This window comes from Thermoleptolyngbya sp. M55_K2018_002 (assembly GCF_015295965.1).
Lineage (GTDB): Bacteria > Cyanobacteriota > Cyanobacteriia > Elainellales > Elainellaceae > Thermoleptolyngbya > Thermoleptolyngbya sichuanensis.
Genome location: NZ_DVEA01000210.1, coordinates 1 through 16,643, shown reverse-complemented (window position 1 = coordinate 16,643; position 16,643 = coordinate 1). Strand labels below are relative to the sequence as shown.

General features: G+C 56.9%; 16 protein-coding genes. 6 read left to right on the top strand and 10 right to left on the bottom strand.

Going from position 1 to position 16,643, the window contains the following annotated elements; translation table 11 throughout:
* The 3 genes from IGS51_RS10315 to IGS51_RS10305 form a co-directional block, all read left to right on the top strand.
* A partial coding sequence (locus IGS51_RS10315) for a hypothetical protein (RefSeq protein ID WP_297078318.1) occupies positions 1–238 on the top strand: 238 nt, incomplete at its 5' end.
* Positions 239–619: 381 nt separating this feature from the next.
* Complete coding sequence (locus tag IGS51_RS10310) at positions 620–1,342, top strand: TetR/AcrR family transcriptional regulator (protein WP_297078317.1); 723 nt, start codon at positions 620–622, stop codon at positions 1,340–1,342.
* Positions 1,343–2,282: 940 nt separating this feature from the next.
* Positions 2,283–2,564, top strand: coding sequence for a response regulator transcription factor (locus IGS51_RS10305; RefSeq protein WP_172353760.1), 282 nt, complete (start codon positions 2,283–2,285; stop codon positions 2,562–2,564).
* 365 nt (positions 2,565–2,929) lie between these two features.
* Here the strand turns inward: IGS51_RS10305 and IGS51_RS10300 are convergent, their stop codons facing one another.
* The 3 genes from IGS51_RS10300 to IGS51_RS10290 all read right to left on the bottom strand — a co-directional run bounded on the left by IGS51_RS10300 (position 2,930) and on the right by IGS51_RS10290 (position 4,655).
* On the bottom strand, positions 2,930–3,184 hold the full coding sequence (locus IGS51_RS10300) for a YkvA family protein (RefSeq protein ID WP_172353759.1): 255 nt from the start codon (positions 3,182–3,184) through the stop codon (positions 2,930–2,932).
* Positions 3,185–3,414: 230 nt separating this feature from the next.
* A complete protein-coding gene (locus tag IGS51_RS10295; RefSeq protein WP_297078316.1) occupies positions 3,415–4,230 on the bottom strand; it encodes a TlyA family RNA methyltransferase in 816 nt (271 codons plus the stop codon).
* A 191-nt stretch (positions 4,231–4,421) separates the two neighbouring features.
* Positions 4,422–4,655, bottom strand: coding sequence for a hypothetical protein (locus IGS51_RS10290; RefSeq protein WP_297078315.1), 234 nt, complete (start codon positions 4,653–4,655; stop codon positions 4,422–4,424).
* A gap of 229 nt (positions 4,656–4,884) precedes the next feature.
* On the opposite strand from IGS51_RS10290, the gene IGS51_RS10285 reads away from it, so the two are divergent.
* Positions 4,885–6,030, top strand: a complete 1,146-nt coding sequence (locus IGS51_RS10285; RefSeq protein WP_297078314.1) for a DegT/DnrJ/EryC1/StrS aminotransferase family protein — start codon at positions 4,885–4,887, stop codon at positions 6,028–6,030.
* A 30-nt stretch (positions 6,031–6,060) separates the two neighbouring features.
* On the opposite strand, the gene prfB is transcribed toward IGS51_RS10285, so the two are convergent.
* From prfB to psaK, 5 genes are all read right to left on the bottom strand, one after another.
* Positions 6,061–7,183 (bottom strand): peptide chain release factor 2 gene (gene prfB, locus IGS51_RS10280; protein WP_367279307.1). Its coding sequence is split into 2 segments (ribosomal slippage): positions 6,061–7,110 and positions 7,112–7,183, totalling 1,122 coding nucleotides; the frame shifts between segments, so codons are not numbered across the junction.
* 285 nt (positions 7,184–7,468) lie between these two features.
* Positions 7,469–10,003, bottom strand: coding sequence for an HDIG domain-containing metalloprotein (locus IGS51_RS10275; RefSeq protein WP_297078312.1), 2,535 nt, complete (start codon positions 10,001–10,003; stop codon positions 7,469–7,471).
* 250 nt (positions 10,004–10,253) lie between these two features.
* Entirely contained in the window at positions 10,254–11,828 is a 1,575-nt protein-coding gene (dacB, locus tag IGS51_RS10270; RefSeq protein ID WP_297078311.1) for a D-alanyl-D-alanine carboxypeptidase/D-alanyl-D-alanine-endopeptidase, read from the bottom strand.
* Positions 11,825–12,196 (bottom strand): hypothetical protein, encoded by a 372-nt coding sequence (locus tag IGS51_RS10265; protein WP_172353753.1) that lies wholly within the window; start codon positions 12,194–12,196, stop codon positions 11,825–11,827. The genes dacB and IGS51_RS10265 overlap by 4 nt, the downstream gene beginning before the upstream one ends.
* Before the next feature lie 252 nt (positions 12,197–12,448).
* Entirely contained in the window at positions 12,449–12,709 is a 261-nt protein-coding gene (gene psaK / locus IGS51_RS10260; protein ID WP_316790714.1) for a photosystem I reaction center subunit PsaK, read from the bottom strand.
* Between the two features lie 354 nt (positions 12,710–13,063).
* On the opposite strand from psaK, the gene IGS51_RS10255 reads away from it, so the two are divergent.
* A complete protein-coding gene (locus IGS51_RS10255; protein WP_297078310.1) occupies positions 13,064–13,756 on the top strand; it encodes a phosphoribosyltransferase in 693 nt (230 codons plus the stop codon).
* 181 nt (positions 13,757–13,937) lie between these two features.
* Here IGS51_RS10255 and IGS51_RS10250 read toward each other — a convergent pair whose 3' ends face one another.
* Positions 13,938–14,150 (bottom strand): DUF2555 domain-containing protein, encoded by a 213-nt coding sequence (locus tag IGS51_RS10250; RefSeq protein WP_172353751.1) that lies wholly within the window; start codon positions 14,148–14,150, stop codon positions 13,938–13,940.
* Positions 14,151–14,299: 149 nt separating this feature from the next.
* Positions 14,300–14,962 (bottom strand): alpha/beta hydrolase, encoded by a 663-nt coding sequence (locus IGS51_RS10245; RefSeq protein ID WP_297078309.1) that lies wholly within the window; start codon positions 14,960–14,962, stop codon positions 14,300–14,302.
* 524 nt (positions 14,963–15,486) lie between these two features.
* Between IGS51_RS10245 and purH the strand changes: the two genes are divergently transcribed.
* The coding region (gene purH, locus IGS51_RS10240; RefSeq protein WP_297078308.1) for a bifunctional phosphoribosylaminoimidazolecarboxamide formyltransferase/IMP cyclohydrolase at positions 15,487–16,643 on the top strand (1,157 nt) is incomplete at its 3' end.

The following is a 16,643-nucleotide window of genomic DNA, read 5'->3' as shown; positions in this document are numbered from 1 at the left end:
CTGTGCAGACCTGATGAACCCCCGCAGCGGCGAACGTCGCGTCTCCACGGGTTCCGCCAGCAGCCGCTGGAACTACGCTATCTTCCAGGCATCAAGCAGCCAATATTACCTGCGCTATTGGGAACAGGCAGACTGCACCCGTCGGGGAGAAACTCGCTCGTTTAGCACTGAGCGGGAGGCGTATCGAGCGTTTATCTGTGAGCATGATCGAGAAAGGTGCGATCGCCTCCCCAACTAAACCCAGCGTAAGTCCCACAAAAATTTAGAGCATCGGGCAGAAATCGTCATAGACATGGCCAAATCTGCTCGATGCTTTTATTTAAGCTAGCTTAAGCCAGTTTCTGAGCAGCAGGATAGAGTCATAATCGATGTCAATCATTGTTTATTCTGAATTTTTGTTCTGATTTCCTGCTTTGTGCTTCTGGCTAATCGCGCTAGGCTTATCACATGAATCTGTTACAGAAGCCGCGTCGAGTTGCGATCGCCCGGCTTTTCTTCCGTTAGCATCCGAGGCCGTTGATGGCCTGAAGGAAACAAAGCGAGCCATTCAAGGGACTACGATAAATATATCGAACGCTTGATATACAAAAGACTGGTTTTGAATCCCCCACTTTAGTCAATGCCAAAGATTGTTGACCACGAAGAATATCGCAAAGAGCTGCTGAGCAAATGCTTTGAGGTGATTGCTGAGAAGGGCTACAACGCAGTCACCATGCGACAAATCGCTCAGCGTGTCGGCGTTTCTACGGGCACGCTCTATCACTACTTTCCCAGCAAGGAAAGCCTGTTCGAGCAGCTTGTGGGTTTTGTTTGCGAACAAGACTCCTTCGAGTTTATGTCCCGCACTGCCCACCTGGAGAGCGTTTCAGAGCGTCTCAGGGTGGGGTTTGAGCTATTGGCGGAGCGGGAGGAATACTTTCAGCACCAGACGCTGATGATGCTGGACTTTGCCCGCCAACTCAGCCTGGAAGAGGTGAACTGCAATGAAACGCTGCAAGGCTCGGTGGAGGGTACAGAGCAGGGCATGATGCACTGTCTCGGCATTGATGACATTGAACTGGTGCGCTTTTTGGGCAATTTTGTAGATGGACTGCTGCTGCGGCGATTGTATGTGGGCGATCGCACGTCGATCCCGCGCCAGGCCGCGCTGCTGGGCGAAATGCTGCAAGCCTATCTCGCGTCCAAGCAAGCCGCCCCCGTTAAACCCCCTGTTGAACCTTCTGTTGAACCCTCCGTAGAACCCCCCGTTGAAATCCCTGACCAAGCCCTTAAGCAAACCCTAGAAAAAAAGCTGGGCAAAGAACTGGATACAGCCGCGCTAGTGGGGGAGGAGCGCAACTGAGCCACCCTCAAGCGTCCTTGAAACCTTCTGCGGTGGTGGAGTTTGGGGCTAAACTTGGCTACCTGCGGTCTGCCTGAATTTTTTCAAAAAAGGGAGTGACAAATTGAAACAATGCGCCTATATTGTTTTATAACTCCTGTTCGATATAAATTGTCTTGGCGATTGCTCCGGCCTGGGTTTTGCCTATGCGGACTGCGACGGGTCAATTAACCCTCAAGTTAAAGAGCTTTTAAGTGTGAGCTTTTAAGTGCGAACTTTTAGGTACGAGCTTCTAAGAAGTTGGTTAAGGAACCGGGTTAATGCCCGCGCCTCAAGAGTCTGATACGTGTTCGAGTGCCGTGTTCAGTCCGTACTTCCATCAACACTGATTCGCCTCCTGGAAATCTAGCCACCCCCCTTTCCCCACCGTCTAGCTACTGTGTACACACAGTCTTCTATGCTTGAGCGGCGATGCTTTGATCCTCCCTAACCCCCCTTAAGTAAGAGGGGAACCGGAACCGAACCCAGAGTGACCCGAAGTGGGGAGAACGGAATCGGAAGTCTCCCTTATCAAGGGGGATTTAGGGGGATCTTTCAGAGCCTTACGCAAACAATCGAGATGGGTGTACGCGGCAACGACTATCTAACGACTATCTAGAGAGTTTCGCATGGCTGCTGACACTCTCTAACTTGTAAAGAGCTTGTAGAGGAGTTTGTTTGTGCGTCTCGATTTGCATATCGATCGTTCGATTTTTAATGACAGAAGTAACGACCGTTCGATATGCAGAAAATCGCTTCGTCAATTTTCGTTCATGCTTAACCGCAACCCGCTGATGCCTTTTCCAAAGCTCATGCGGTTCTAAAGCAACGTCGTGCTAGCTCGCCAAATTCTGGTCTTGCTTTCGGTCAGCCTTGTCCAAAAGATTGGCTACAAAATTTCTCCAAGAGCAGGTGTTCTTCTATGCAACCCATCAGTCCGTCCCCACTTGCAACACCCAACCTAAAACTCGCGTTTCTCCCAGTCAAGCAGGCCCGTCGCCGAGCATCTAGCGTCCTTTCGGTGCGTGAGCAAGAGGTGCTACAGCTTATCGTCGATGGATGCCGCACATCTGAAATTGCAAAACGACTACACCTCAGCCAAAACACTGTAAAGGTTCACGTTCGCAATATCTTTAACAAGTTTGGCGTGAATGATCGCGTGCAAATGGTTGTCCATGCATTTCGGAATGACCTGGTTCACTAAGTAAATGATCCTAATTCTTTGCAAGTCAGGACTTACGCACTTGCGATAGGCTCTTTGGGTTTTGGACGATTTTTCGCGGGCTGCACCCGCGAAAAATTATCCAACTGCGTAAGTCCTAGCAAGTATTTGTAGGATGTACTAGCGCCAGCGTAACGCATTAAATTTTTTCGGGTCAGTGCGTTTTTGGAAAGGATTGTTCTAATAAAAAAGCGCCATCAACTGGGCGCTTTCGGGTGTGAGGACTCAGTACAATGACTCAGTGAATAGGACTCAGTGAACAGCGAAATAAGCGACACATCCATCGATCCATTCAGCCTCAGGAATTGGGAGAGAAAAACTGCCCAATTCCTGATTTCAGAGCTAGATTACGCTTCTGCTTCGGTCGGCTCTTGCTGCCTTTTGGCTTTGTATTGCAGCACTGCCTGAGACAGTTCTGTTGCAACTAGCGTGATGAGCAGCGCGTCATCAATTTGTCCCAAGAACGGGATCATATCTGGGGAAAAGTCGAAGGGGCTGATGAGATAAATCAGCGATGCGCCGACGATCCACCAGCGGTACTTGGGGTTGGCAACCAGCTTGCGAAGCAACCCATAAAACGGCTGAGCAAAAAATTTCTTCATTTCAGTGACTCGATTCGCTTGACCACGACCTTACGTTATTCATCATCGCGGATTGCCCAGGGTTTTGAAAGCGCTTAGAGGTGCGGTTTATCGGGCTATTTTGGGGGTGAAAACCAGTCTTTGGGTGAGGGATGGGCGAGAAATTTTGGATTTTGGATGAGGGATTTTGAATTAGGGATTTTGGGCGGCCTTCGTTTGTTGTCTAATTCTTGGAACCTGCCTACTGATTCCTAATTCCTCAATGCAGAGTGTGCAGCTTGCGTCAGCGCTTTGAGGGCGGCGGCATCGGGGGGCGATTCGGTGCTGTCTAGGTTGAGCCAGAGCAGGTATTCGAGGTTGCCTGCGGGGCCGACGAGGGGCGACCAGGTGAGATTGGCGTAGCGCCAGCCGAGGGTTTGGGCAGCGGCCAACACCTGGGCGATCGCCCCTGCTTGGTCAGCCGCCTCTCGCACCACGCCCTTTTTGCCAATTTTTTCTTTGCCCACTTCAAACTGGGGCTTCACCAGCAAAATCACGTCGCGGGGCGGCTCCAGCAGGTTCCACAGCGCGGGTAGCACCTTGGTCAAAGAAATGAAGGATACGTCTACCACGCCCAAATCGGGATGTGGATCGGCTGGGCTGTAGAGGTCGGCGGGCATAAGGTAGCGCAAATTGGTGCGTTCGCGCAGCACCACGCGCTCGTCTTGGCGGATGCTCCAGGCGACCTGTCCATAGCCCACGTCGATGCCGTAGACTCGCGCCGCGCCCGCTTGCAGCAGGCAGTCGGTAAAGCCGCCAGTGGAAATGCCGCCATCCAAACACACGCGCCCTACAACCGGGATTTGAAAGTCTGTCAGTGCCTTGGCTAGCTTTTCGCCGCCGCGAGAAACAAAGGGCGATCGCGCTTTGACATCAATCTGAGCAGTTGGGTCAATTTCCGTGCCCGGTTTGTCGATCACCTGCTGGTTGACCCGCACTTCGCCAGCCCGGATCAGCCGTTGTGCCTGCTGCCGCGACTCGCACAGTCCCATTTCTACTAGTTGTGTGTCTAGTCGCTGCCGCGCCACGCGATCGCCCCCAGGGTTTTCTTATGTCGATTTTAGATTTTAGACTGGGGATGTTTGATTGGGGATTTTGGGTTGGGAGGTTTAGATCGTCTTGCCGAGCGCTTAGGGGACTTGGGGGGGAGCATGACTGGACTCTGGGGCAATCGCCGGAGCATGACTCTGGCAGGGTGTCGCCAATCAGCCAATGTCACTTAGCCAATGGAAGACACCAGGGTTTGCACAAAATGGCTGGCCTGATACCACAACTGGTCGGGGTTTAGCCCAAACACCAGCTTCACCAAAAATAGCAGGATCAAAATCGAAATCGCGCTGCTGATCAGCGACCCAGCGACGCGCAATAGCCAGCCTAGCAGGGGCAGTGCGAGGGCGATCGCCCCCAGGATAAGGGCTAGAGTCAGGGCATCTTCTGGAAAGTACAGGTTCATGGCAAAGCCTTGGTGCAAAATGGCTCAGCCAGCCTAGCATTTTCTCTGGATCAGCGGGTGTGCAGGGCGATCGCTTTTGGGGGCGGGGTTTGGAAGTTTTCTTTAAGAAACGCTGACTGGCACCTAGCACTTGCAAGAACTGCCCTATCTGGGGATCTCGCAGCCGTGAACTTACGGGAAGATAGAGTCTGAAAGCTAGTCCATCTCTATCAATTCTTGGTGTAAGCGAGTGAGCGCGATTCCCCCTCTGGATTTAACGCAGCAATTTCAGACCATCAGCGCTGAGGTGAATGAAGCAGTGCTGGCGGTGCTGGCTTCGGGTCAATATATCAACGGGCCGCGGGTGCAGCAGTTTGAGCAGGCGTTTGCGGCGTACATTGGTACATCGGAGGCGATCGCCTGCAATTCTGGGACAGACGCGCTCTATCTGGCGCTGCGGGCGTATGACATCGGCGCAGGGGATGAGGTGATCACCACGCCGTTTACCTTCATCGCGTCGGCAGAAACCATTAGTCAGGCTCAGGCAACGCCCGTCTTTGTGGATGTTGACCCGGCCACGTTTAACCTGGATCTGGCGCAGGTCGAAGCGGCAATCACGCCCCGCACTCGGGCAATTATTCCGGTGCATCTGTTTGGGCAGCCCGTGGACATGACGCGGCTCATGGCGATCGCCCAGGCCCACAACCTGATTGTGATCGAAGACAGCGCCCAGGCGGCCGGGGCCGAGTGGAACGGGCAGCGAGTGGGCAGCATTGGACAGGTCGGCTGCTTTAGCTTTTTCCCGACCAAAAATCTGGGGGCCTGTGGGGATGGCGGCGCGGTGACGACGAACGATCCGGCGATCGCCGCTCGGATTCGCGCCCTGCGAGAACACGGCAGCCGCACGCGCTACTATCACGACGAGATCGGCCTCACCAGCCGTCTGGATGCGGTGCAGGCGGCCATTTTGCAGGTGAAGCTGCGGTATCTGGAAACCTGGAATGAGCAACGACGGGCGATCGCCGCTCGCTATACAGAACTACTCCGCCCGATTCCGGGTGTGATACCGCCGTTGCCTATTCCTGGCGGCAAACCCGTCTGGCATCAGTACACCATTCGCCTGTCGCCGCTGCCTGCGGGAACTGTGGGTGGAGAATACCGCGATCGCGTCCGGCAGTCTATGCAGCAGCAGGGCGTTAGCTCAATGATCTACTACCCATTGCCGCTGCATCTGCAAAAGGTCTACGAACCACTGGGCTATGGCCCCGGCTCCTTCCCCATCACGGAGCAGCTTTGCCATGAAGTCCTATCGCTGCCCATGTTCCCCGAACTCACCCCAGAGCAGCAGGAGCGGGTCGTCTATGCCCTGAAGGATAGCCTGAATCCTCAGGGATAGCTGGAGACTGCTGCCTCCAAAAAACCTGCCCTAAACCTCCGCTTGGCTGACCAACTGATTCTCCTGCCTGAGGCTGGCTTCAATAAAGGCATCCAGTTCGCCGTTGATGACATCGGTTACGGCGGTGGTTTCGACGTTTGTGCGAACGTCCTTCACCATCTGGTACGGGTGAAACACGTAGTTGCGGATCTGGTTTCCCCAGGCTGCTTCTACCATGTCGCCCCGGATATCGGCAATTTCTTTGGCGCGTTGCTCTTTGGCAATCACCAGCAGCTTGGCCTTCAGACGGGCCAGGGCTTTTTCCTTGTTTTGAAGCTGCGATCGCTCTTCGGTGCAGCGCACCAAAATCCCCGTCGGCAGGTGGCGCACCAGCACCCCCGTTTCCACCTTGTTCACGTTTTGCCCGCCCTTGCCGCCAGAGCGCATGGTGGTAATTTCCAGGTCTTTTTCGGGAATGTCTAGCTCTACGGAGTCGTCGAGAATCGGCATCACCTCCACGCCCGCAAAGCTGGTCTGCCGCTTGTCGTTGGCGTTGAAGGGCGAAATCCGCACCAGGCGATGGGTTCCCTTTTCGTTTTTCAAATAGCCATAGGCGTAGCGCCCGTCGATCTCTAGCGTGGCAGATTTGATACCCGCTTCGTCGCCCTCCGACAGTTCCGATAGCGATACCTTATAGCCGTGGCTTTCGCCCCAGCGGGTATACATCCGCAGCAGCATCTCGGCCCAGTCTTGCGCGTCGGTGCCACCTGCGCCAGCGTTAATCGTCAGCACGGCACCCCGGTCGTCGTATTCGCCAGAGAGCAACTGCTGAAGCTCCCACTGGTCAAGTTCGCGGCTCATCTGGCTGAGGCTGTCCTGCGCCTCTTGCAGCAGCGATTCGTCAGATTCCAGTTCCAACAGTTCCAGCACTGCCTGGGCATCGTCCAGGGTGGTTTTCCAGCGCTGCACCTGCTCGACGTGGGATTTCAGGTCATTGAGTTCTTGCAGCACTCGCTGGGCCTGGGCCTGGTTATCCCAAAAGTCGGACTGCGAGGCGACCTGCTCTAGGTCTTGAATTTTGGCGTTGAGGGCAGGCAGGTCAAAGATAGTCCTGGGTATGACCCAGGCGATCGGACAACTGTTCGATGCTGCGCTTGATGTCGGACGAATCAATCATTGGGGTTTAGAGGTAGAAGAGGGTTTGGTTGAGTCTTGGGACAGGTGGTGAAGCGGCGTTGGATTCGGGTATTGCCTCACCGTTGATACCTGGACAGGGTTGAAAGCCAGGTCGTTGATTGCCCTAAGTCGATAGCGCTCCAGCCCAGTTCCCCCCTTTTTAAGGGGAGCTAAGGGTTAAAGGGGAGATAAGGGGGATCTTTTTAAGGAGGCAAGGGGGGATCTTTTAAAGGGACCAGGGGGGATCAAAAGGCTATAAAACACACCCTAATCCCTGGAATTCTCATTTTACCTCTGCGGCTGGGGCTTTGGGGGCGGCGATCGCCTTCGGGTAGGCAATCCGCTGGTGGTTAAACTGTTGCCACACCTGCACGAAGACTTCGGCAATGCGGGGCATTTCCGAGCGCTCTAAGCCCGAATCGACCAACTGGTTGTCTTGCCAGCGGGCGTAGAGGATGCGGTTGACCATCGCCAGCGCGTCTTTGGGCGTGGCATCCTTGAGCGATCGCAGCGCAGCTTCGCAGGAATCGGCCAGCATCACAATGCCCGTCTCGCGGGATTGAGGAATCGGCCCATCGTAGCGAAAATCCGCCTCGCGCAGGATGAGCGACGGATTGGCTTTGACGCGCTGCTGGGCCTCGTGGAAAAAGTAGCCGACCAGCATCGTGCCCTGGTGTTCGGGAATAAAGGCGCGGATGGCGCGAGGCAGGCGATAGCGGCGGGCCATGGCCTCGCCTTCGGTGACGTGCTTTTTAATAATGCTGGCGCTCACCCAGGGATCATCAATGCTGTCGTGCTTGTTGGGGCCGCCCATCTGGTTTTCGATAAAGCCCAGCGGATCGTGCATCTTGCCAATGTCGTGGTAGAGGGTCCCTGCCCGCACCAGTTCCACATTGCAGCCCAGTTCGCGGGCCGCTGCCTCCGCCAGCGTAGACACAAACAGCGTGTGCTGAAAGGTGCCAGGGGCTTCCTCGGCCAGTCGCTTGAGTAGCGGCCGGTTGGGGTTCGACAGTTCCACTAGGCGAATCGGGGTCACCAGGTCAAAGGCTTGCTCCAGGTAGGGACTGATGCCCAAGGCGACGATGCTCCAGGCAACGCCCAGCAGGCCCTGCGTCACCGAGGCCATGAGGATGGTGTACCAGACAATGCCGCTGCCGCCGCTGACGATCAGGCTCAGCAGCAGGTAGACCAACCCCTGCGTTAGCCCGACGGCTCCGCCCAGCAGGGCGAGTTCTTCGCGCGATCGCAGTCGGCCCGCCATCACCGCCCCCAGCAGGCTGCTGACCGAGCTGGCAAAGAGATGGCGACTGCCCACATTCATCCCCAGCGGCAGGGCCAGGCTGAGAAACGCAGCCACCGTTGCGCCCAGTGGCGATCCGTAGAAAGTGCTGACCAGCAGCCCTACGGCGGGGAGCGTCGTGGTCGATGCGCCAAACGCCAGCAGCACCGGGGTACTCAGCACCAGCAGCATGACCAGCACATAGTCGCGCCGTCGAAAGCCAGGGTGAAAGCGTCTTTCTAGCAGGAGAAATGCCGCCACGCCGCCGCTTACTAGGGCCGCGAAGCTGGTCAGCCCAAACCAGTTAATGCCGCGCTGGCTCAGCCCAAAGTGGTCGAGCAGCACAAAGTCTTCCTGGGTAATGACATCGCCCTGATCGACAATCACTTCGCCCCGTCGAATCGTCACCATGACTGGCTCGACTGCCTGGGCAGCCTGCTCTGCCTGGAGCCGAGTTTGGGCTGGGTCTTGGATCAGGTTTGGCTCGATGGCAGAAATCAGAAGCGTGCTAGCCAGGGGCAACGTGTTGGTGGGCAGGTCGGTTCCCATCTGAATGCGAATGGCATCTTTCAAAATGCTGTTTGGCAGACCGGGCGCAACTCCCTGGGTGAGGATTCGTTCGAGGGCGCGACGGATTTTGACTTTGGTATCCAGCCATTCGGTATCAGAGAGTTGCAGCACGGCAGGAGAATAGAGGCTGGCTCCTGCGTCCGGCGTGTTTGCTAGCTCCGCTAGGGCGATCGCATAGTTTTGGCGGGCCCGCACGATGACTCGCTTCAGTGCCGAAAAGTCTTCTTCCGACATCGAGCGTCGCTGATTTTGCAGTTCCAGAATGGCAAGCTGCTGAGCCGATCTCGACGGCGGCTCGCGCCCGCTGGAGGCTGTGGGCGCAGAGGGTAATGGCAGGCGGCTAGTGGTTGATTCGACGGCTGCAATGGTCGATTCCCACTCTGCCTTTGAGGTTTGCCGGAGATAGGATTGCGTCGCGGTCGATAAAGTGCCTGTAGAGATGTAGGGAAAGGGCCCGGCCATCTGGCGCAGCGCGTCCCCTTCGTCTAGGAGGCGCTGAATAGATTGGTAAATGCGCTGATTGACCGCTGGGTCGATCATCAGTACGGGCAGCGCACCCAGGCGGGCAGCCATCCGCTTTTCTTCGGTTGATTTGCTATCTAGCACCGTCGCATTCTCTACGGCCCGCAGCGTTTGGGGAGCAACGGTGCCCACGGCAAGCTGAGGCTCGTTATAGAACCGATAGCCAATCACGCTCGTCAGCGTCAGCACGGCCAGCAGCGCATAGGCCCGGGGATAGGCACAGGTCGAAGAAAAGGAAGACTTGCGACGACGAGCTGGGGGACAGAGCCAATCTTGCCCCAGCCGCGCCGCCTGGGAAACCTGGAGCCACAGACGGTTGGCATGTTCGCTAGAAAAACGAGCCAGCGGAGTACCAGGTTGCTTGCTAGGGCGCAGACTGCCTGGTCTAGAGCGATGTCTTTGCCGCCCCGGTTCAAACTGTTTGGAAAATCCTCGGAACAGTTTCATCAGCGCACCAAGTGGCACTTAATTAAAGGGCTGTGGCGATCGCACCAAATACGAGACGATTTTTTCTTAGAAAGAAGAAACAGGAATTCTTAACCGACGGGTCAAAACCCTAGAGCCATCTCGCCTGCTACAGATCTCTAGTATAAGCGAGAGGTTTCTTTACAAGAAGATAGAGCAGGGGTGCTGCGTGGGGCAATGGGGGAAAGCACTTTGAAAGCACTTTGGGGGAAAGCACTTTGGGGGATGCGTTTTACTCGCAGGATTGCACCTTTGCTATCCGCAGCACCAGCTCGTCCATCGTTGGGCGGACAGTTCGCACAGGCTGGTCAAAATGATTGACCAAGATGCTGATCGCCAGGGGCGGATGCTGGGGTGGCTCCAGATAGCCCGACAGTGAGGCGATGCCGCTGATGGCTCCGGTCTTGCCCCAGAGCCTTCCCTGCACCGGTGTATTGCGGAAGCGGCTCTGCAAAGTTCCGCTGCTGCCTGCCACGGCCAGCGAATCCCGAAACAGGCGGGCGTTTGGGGTGCGGGCGATCGCCCTCAAGGTTTCCACCAAAGATTCGGGGCTGGCCAGGTTTTTGCGAGCCAGCCCAGAGCCATCGGCGGGGGCGTAGCTGTCGGCGGATACGCCCAGTTGGGTCAGGGTTGCCTTTAGCGCCGCGATTCCAGCAGAGAGACTGTTGGCGGACTGGTCGGGCAGTTGCTCTGCCCCAAGAATTCGCAGCAGCGCCTCGGCGTAGAGGTTTTCGCTGTTGGCGTTGGTGGGTTTCAGCAGTTCCGACAGTGGTGCAGAGGCGATGCTGGCGATTTCGGGTTCTGTGAGGCGAGTGGGCGTGGTGGCGATCGCCACGGGGCCGAGCGCAATGCCCTGGTTGCGGAGCGATCGCCGCAGTCGGTTGATGAAGTGGCGGGTTGGATCGGTGACGGGGATGATTTCTAGCTCTGCGGCGCTGCCGACCCGCAGTTGGCCGCCCACCCGCAGCAGCAGTCGGTCAAAGGCGCGGCGGACGGTTGTAAATTCGGCTTCGCTGGCGGCGACGGTGCGAGAGCGATTGTCGATGGCCCAGCCAGCGCCATCGGCCGGGTCTTGCCACACGACGCGGAGGGGCTGCCCTATCGCCTGGGGAACCAACTGGAGGGCGATCGCATTGCCATCCACCATGACGCTGCTGACGGGTGCGCCGTAGCCCGCTTGGGCATCTTCCCAGTCCCAGTTGGGGTTCACCTCGTCGCCCTGGAAGTAGGAGGCATCGACCGTCAGGCGATCGATGCGGGCGATGCCCTGTGCCTTGAGTTGTGTGGTCAGCGTATCGAGTTGGGCAGTGGTGAGCGTAGGGTCGCCGCGCCCCACCAGCCGCAGCCGAACTTGCCCTGTCTCTGCGGTCTCACGGTCGCTTGCGTCTCGGTAGAGAGAGGTGCGAATGCGAAAGGCGGGGCCGAGGGCCGTCAGCGTGGCCGCCGTGGTGAAGACTTTGGCATTGGACGCAGGAATGAAAAACTGGTCTGCTTCGCGGGCATAGAGCGTTTCGCCCGTGTCGAGCGATCGCACCAATACGCCCCAGCGCGATCGCGGCACAGGCTCTGCATTCAGCAGCGCGTCCAGTTGCCCTGGCAAATCTGTCGCACAGAAACTGCCGGGAGATTGGGCGATTTGGGGATTTTGGATCTTGGATTTTGGATTTTGGGTACGGTCTGGGTTGGGAACTTGGCTTTGGGCGATCGCCGTGGACGGGTTCCCACTGCCCAACAGCGCTAGGAGCGCGGCGAAGACGATTGGGGCTTTCTGGCTGCGCTGCCAGCCACCCTGCCAGCCGACGCTCAAAGCCGCTCCTCCAGGGGCTTGCAGAAAGTCTCCACGCCCGTTTTTTGTACGTAAATGGCAACCAACGTCGCCAGATCGACTGGCAACACCATTTCGGCTGCTAGAAGCTGGATGCCCAGGGCGATCGCCCCTGTTTCCAGGTGACCTCGAACACCGGACTGGCAAACATAGACCCGCCAGCGCTTGGCAAAACCATCGAGCCAGCCTTCCGACTGATCGGGTTCCTGTCCTTCCCGCAGCGCTAGGGCGATCGCCGCATCTTCCAAATCTCCTTCGCAATCTTCCAGCATGGTCAATGCTGCCAGAGCCTCAGGATTTTCGGCTAGTTCGGCGCGATAACGAACCAATTCATCAGGCGAGACAATCATGCAGGATTTGGGCAAACGTAAAGGGGTGACGACTCTGGTACATCATAGAGCAGCGTTGAGCAGCATTGGGAAAGACGCGCCGTGAGTCTTCAGGAACCCAATGATTAACACGGCTTGCTGCAAGCCTGCGACACTCTTGCGAGGCACCAAAGTCGTCAACTATGAAACACTGCCAGATGAAACACTGCCAGATGAAACACTGCCAGACCCTGCCTACAGAGATCTTGGCGGCTTCTGCCAGCTTCTTGGGGCTTATAGTGCGCCCATGCTGGCTAGTCCCAAAATCACTCCCGCGCCAAGGATATGACCGAGAGAGGTCGTTCCCAGCAGCGCCCCCAAACCCATGCCGCCAAACATGTCAGAGGAGGGTAGCTCTGGCCCAACGCTGGGCTGTTGAATTGTGAATTTGCCAATGGCGATCGCCAGAATGTTGCACAGGATCATGACAATTGCCGTTTTGGGGCCCCATTCCAGGGTGGTGGGCACGGCAGCAAGTAACGGGGAAATGAACAAGGCTCGATCTCCTAAGTCATGAAAAGAGGAATGAATCAGAATGCTGATCTTTCCCACGCTCCGCAGGCCCCCGGCCAGCAAACCTGCCTCCCCGAAACCTCCGGCGGGCGAAAGACTAGCTTAAGGGCACTAGTATCAAAAAACGGACAACCTCTGGCATAGTTTGCATCAATAGTTAACGTTTGCTGCAACAAAATTCTACAAAGGGCGATCGCCCCCCGTCGCGCTGGTTGCGGGTTAGGTTCTATGCGTTTTGCTAACCAAGCCTGGAAAGATCCGTCATGATCGAGAGTGATAGTCTCATTTCTCCTTGATCCCCTTGCCCCTGCCCCCTCTCACCCCCGGAGGGACAACATGTCCAACCTACTGCCGCTGCGCGATCGCCAGGATGCCGGACAACAGCTTGCACCGCTGGTGGCTGCCGAGGTGAGCCTGCTGCGGTTTCGCTATCCCGATGCCCAACCGCTGGTCTACGCGCTGCCCAGGGGTGGCATTCCGGTGGCAGCGCCGATTGCCCAGAGCTTGCGCTGTCCGCTGGACGTGATGGTAGCCAAAAAGGTGACGCGCCCCGACAATCCAGAGTTGGCGATTGGGGCGGTGACGGCCGACGGCCAGGTGATGCGATCGCGCCATGCCGGGATGATGGAAACGCGAACATCGCTATGGCGGAGCGCAGTGAAAACCGCGCAGGCGAGCGCTCGTATCCAGCAAGACTTGTTTTCGGGAGGCATGAAGCCGCATGATCCCCGTGGGGCGATCGCCATTCTGGTCGATGACGGCATTGCCACTGGGCTGACGATGGCCGCCGCTGCTCGTGCCCTGCAAGCCAAGCATCCAGCGGCAGTGATCATTTGTGCGCCCGTTGCGCCTTCGCGGGTTGTGCCGTTTCTCAAGCATTGGGGCGATCGCATCGTCCTGCTGGCGGCTCCGCGCTCTTTTCTCAGCGTCAGCCGCTTCTATGTCGAGTTTCCCCAGGTCGAAACGGAAGAAGCCCTAGATATCCTCAAGCGTCATTATCAGACGCTCCAAGAGTCTGGGCTTTGTTAAGCTGAACTGCGTGGTTCTGTAAAACCTGCTTGTAAAGCCTGGAAACCTAAATGTGAAACCTGTCTGCAAAACCTGAATGAGAAATCTAGACGTGAACGCTGAATTCAGGCTTCTAGGCTCAGCATGATCAGCCATTACGTCGATGCCGGTGTTGCAGCAGCGTTCCAGCCGTGAAGTGCATTTAGGACTCGTCGTAGGCTTCCATATCTAGCAGGTAATAGTAGGGTTCTGCCAGTTCGGGGCGCTGGAAGGCGATCGCCCTCAGCAGGTGCCAGTCGCGCAGCCCTTCAAAGACGTTTGCATAGTCGTCTTGTTCGAGCCGCTTCGCCAGGTTTTCTACCTCGCCCTCGGTCATTTGGGCGACATCTTGCTCGCAAAAGTCCAATGTACGCATGGCTCGCCCTCCAAATTCCGACTAGTCAGAAAGAATCCTAAAGAACCCTTAGAAAGCAATTCCCCAGAGCAGACCCCCATCCATACCTCCGCGGGCTTCGCTGCCTGCGTAGGCTTCGCTGAGAGCCATAGACCTCTACATCTCCTATCCTATTCGCTCCGACTCGCTGACAACCGTATTTCTTCTGTAAAGTTTTGCGCCAATTTCAGCACCTCTGGGGTAATTTCGTGACCCGTTGATAGCTCGTGATACCGCACCGATAGCCCCGCCGATTGCAAAACATCGCGCGATCGCCGGGCCGCACCAATCGGCACCACCAAATCTTGCTGACCATGCACCATCAGCACGGGCGGCGGCAGCGCGATCCCCAGTTGGGGTGGCCCGTGCAAATAGCCGCTCAGCACCAGCAGCCCCGCCAGCGGCAGACTCAGACCGACCTCCAAAGCCATCGCACCACCCTGCGAAAAGCCCGCCAGCAGCGTTTTTTCCAGCGGTACACCCGTGATCGACGAGAGCGATCGCAGCCAGTCTGTCAGTTGGGCAGCGCTCTCCCGCAGTTTGGGCTGATGGACAAATTCTGGATCGCTCTCGAAGGAATAGCCATCGGGCAAGTCGTACCAAACGCGACCTGTGGGCCCGTAGGGATAGGGAAACGGCGCATCAGGAAATAGCAGTTGCATCGTCGGCAAATCCAGCATCAGCGCCAGCGAAGCGACATCCTGGGCATTGGCTCCCCAGCCATGCAGCATGACCAGCAGCGCTTCCGGCGATTTGCCGCTGCGAGGCGGAATGGAAATCGCTCTCAGAGACACAGTCTTCCTCTCGGTAGAAATTCAGCAGGCGTGTAAATCAGGATCGATGCGTCAGGATTGATGCGTGTGAACTCTGGATAGTGGCTTTGGGTGGTAATTTTGGGTGGTATTTCGGGTGGTAGTTTTGCGTGGTAATTTTGGGCGGCGACGCTAGAGACTAGAAGAGTTTGGCGCTAACCTTGCCTTGGCGGGGAGCCATGCAGCCAGGGTGCGAATTTAGCAAACCCAGGTTTAGACCTCCAGACGGCGATCGCCCTGAACGCAGTTCCATCAAAATCAAGCGCAATTCGATCAAATCATAAGTTTCCCCGCCCATTGTTTCCATATACTCTGAGTATTCTGAGGAAGCGTCAACCGCAGTTTTTTAGCAGTCCTTTAGTCCCTTCACGCAAGTGCGTCAGCCAGATGAACTGGTTAAGTGTTTTCATGAAATGGTGACGCGCGTGCGAGAAATTTTCAGCCGTCATACCGCCGTTATTCAGGTTCGAGTCGGTTTAGAGTCGTTTTTGAGTTAGTAGAGTGCCATGACCCGTTTAGCTCTTCTGAGCGTTTCTGACAAAACCGGACTAGTGGCGTTTGCCCGCCAGCTCGTAGAAACGTTCGATTTTTCCATTATCAGTAGCGGTGGCACCGCCGAAGCGCTGAAGGCGGCAGGCATCCCAGTCACCAAAGTTTCTGACTACACGGGTTCCCCCGAAATCCTGGGTGGGCGCGTAAAGACGCTGCATCCCCGCATTCACGGCGGCATTCTAGCCCGACGGGACGTTCCCCAAGACCTGACTGATTTGGAGACCCACCAGATTCAGCCGATTGACTTGGTGGTGGTGAATCTCTACCCCTTTGAGCAGACCATCGCCCAACCGGGTGTGTCGCTGGCGGACGCGGTGGAGCAGATCGATATCGGCGGCCCGGCAATGCTGCGGGCCTCGGCCAAAAACTTTGCCCATGTCACCGTGCTGTGCAATCCAGCCCAGTATGACGAATATCTGACGGAACTGCGGCAGGGGGATGGTCAGGTGTCGTTCGAGTTTCGCCGATCCTGCGCCTTGGCGGGGTTCTCGCACACGGCGAAGTATGACGCGGCGATCGCCACCTACCTGGCCGCGCAATCGGCAACCCGCGAACCCATTGCCGCAGAATCGGGCAGCGAGCATCCGGCTTCGATTTCCATCACGGGTCGCCTGCTGCAACCCCTGCGCTATGGCGAAAACCCCCATCAGCCTGCTGCCTGGTATCAAACTGGGGAATCGCCCACGGGCTGGGCAGCGGCAACCAAGCTCCAGGGCAAGGAGTTGAGCTATAACAACCTGGTCGATCTGGAGGCGGCGCGGCGGATTGTGGCGGAGTTTGACGATGCGCCCGGTGCGCCCGCCGCCGCTGTGATTATTAAGCACACCAATCCCTGCGGCGTAGCGCTGGGCAATACGCTGCTGGAGGCCTATACCAAAGCCTATGAAGCCGACTCGACCTCGGCCTTCGGTGGCATTGTGGCGCTGAATCGACCCATTGATGCAGAAACCGCGGCGGCTTTGACTCAGACCTTTTTGGAATGCGTGGTTGCGCCGGGGTGTGATGCGGCGGCGGCAGAAATCCTGGCGGCAAAGTCCAAAGTGCGCGTGCTGACGCTGCCCGACCTGCACGCCGGCCCAGCGCAGGCGGTGAGGGCGATCGACGGAGGACT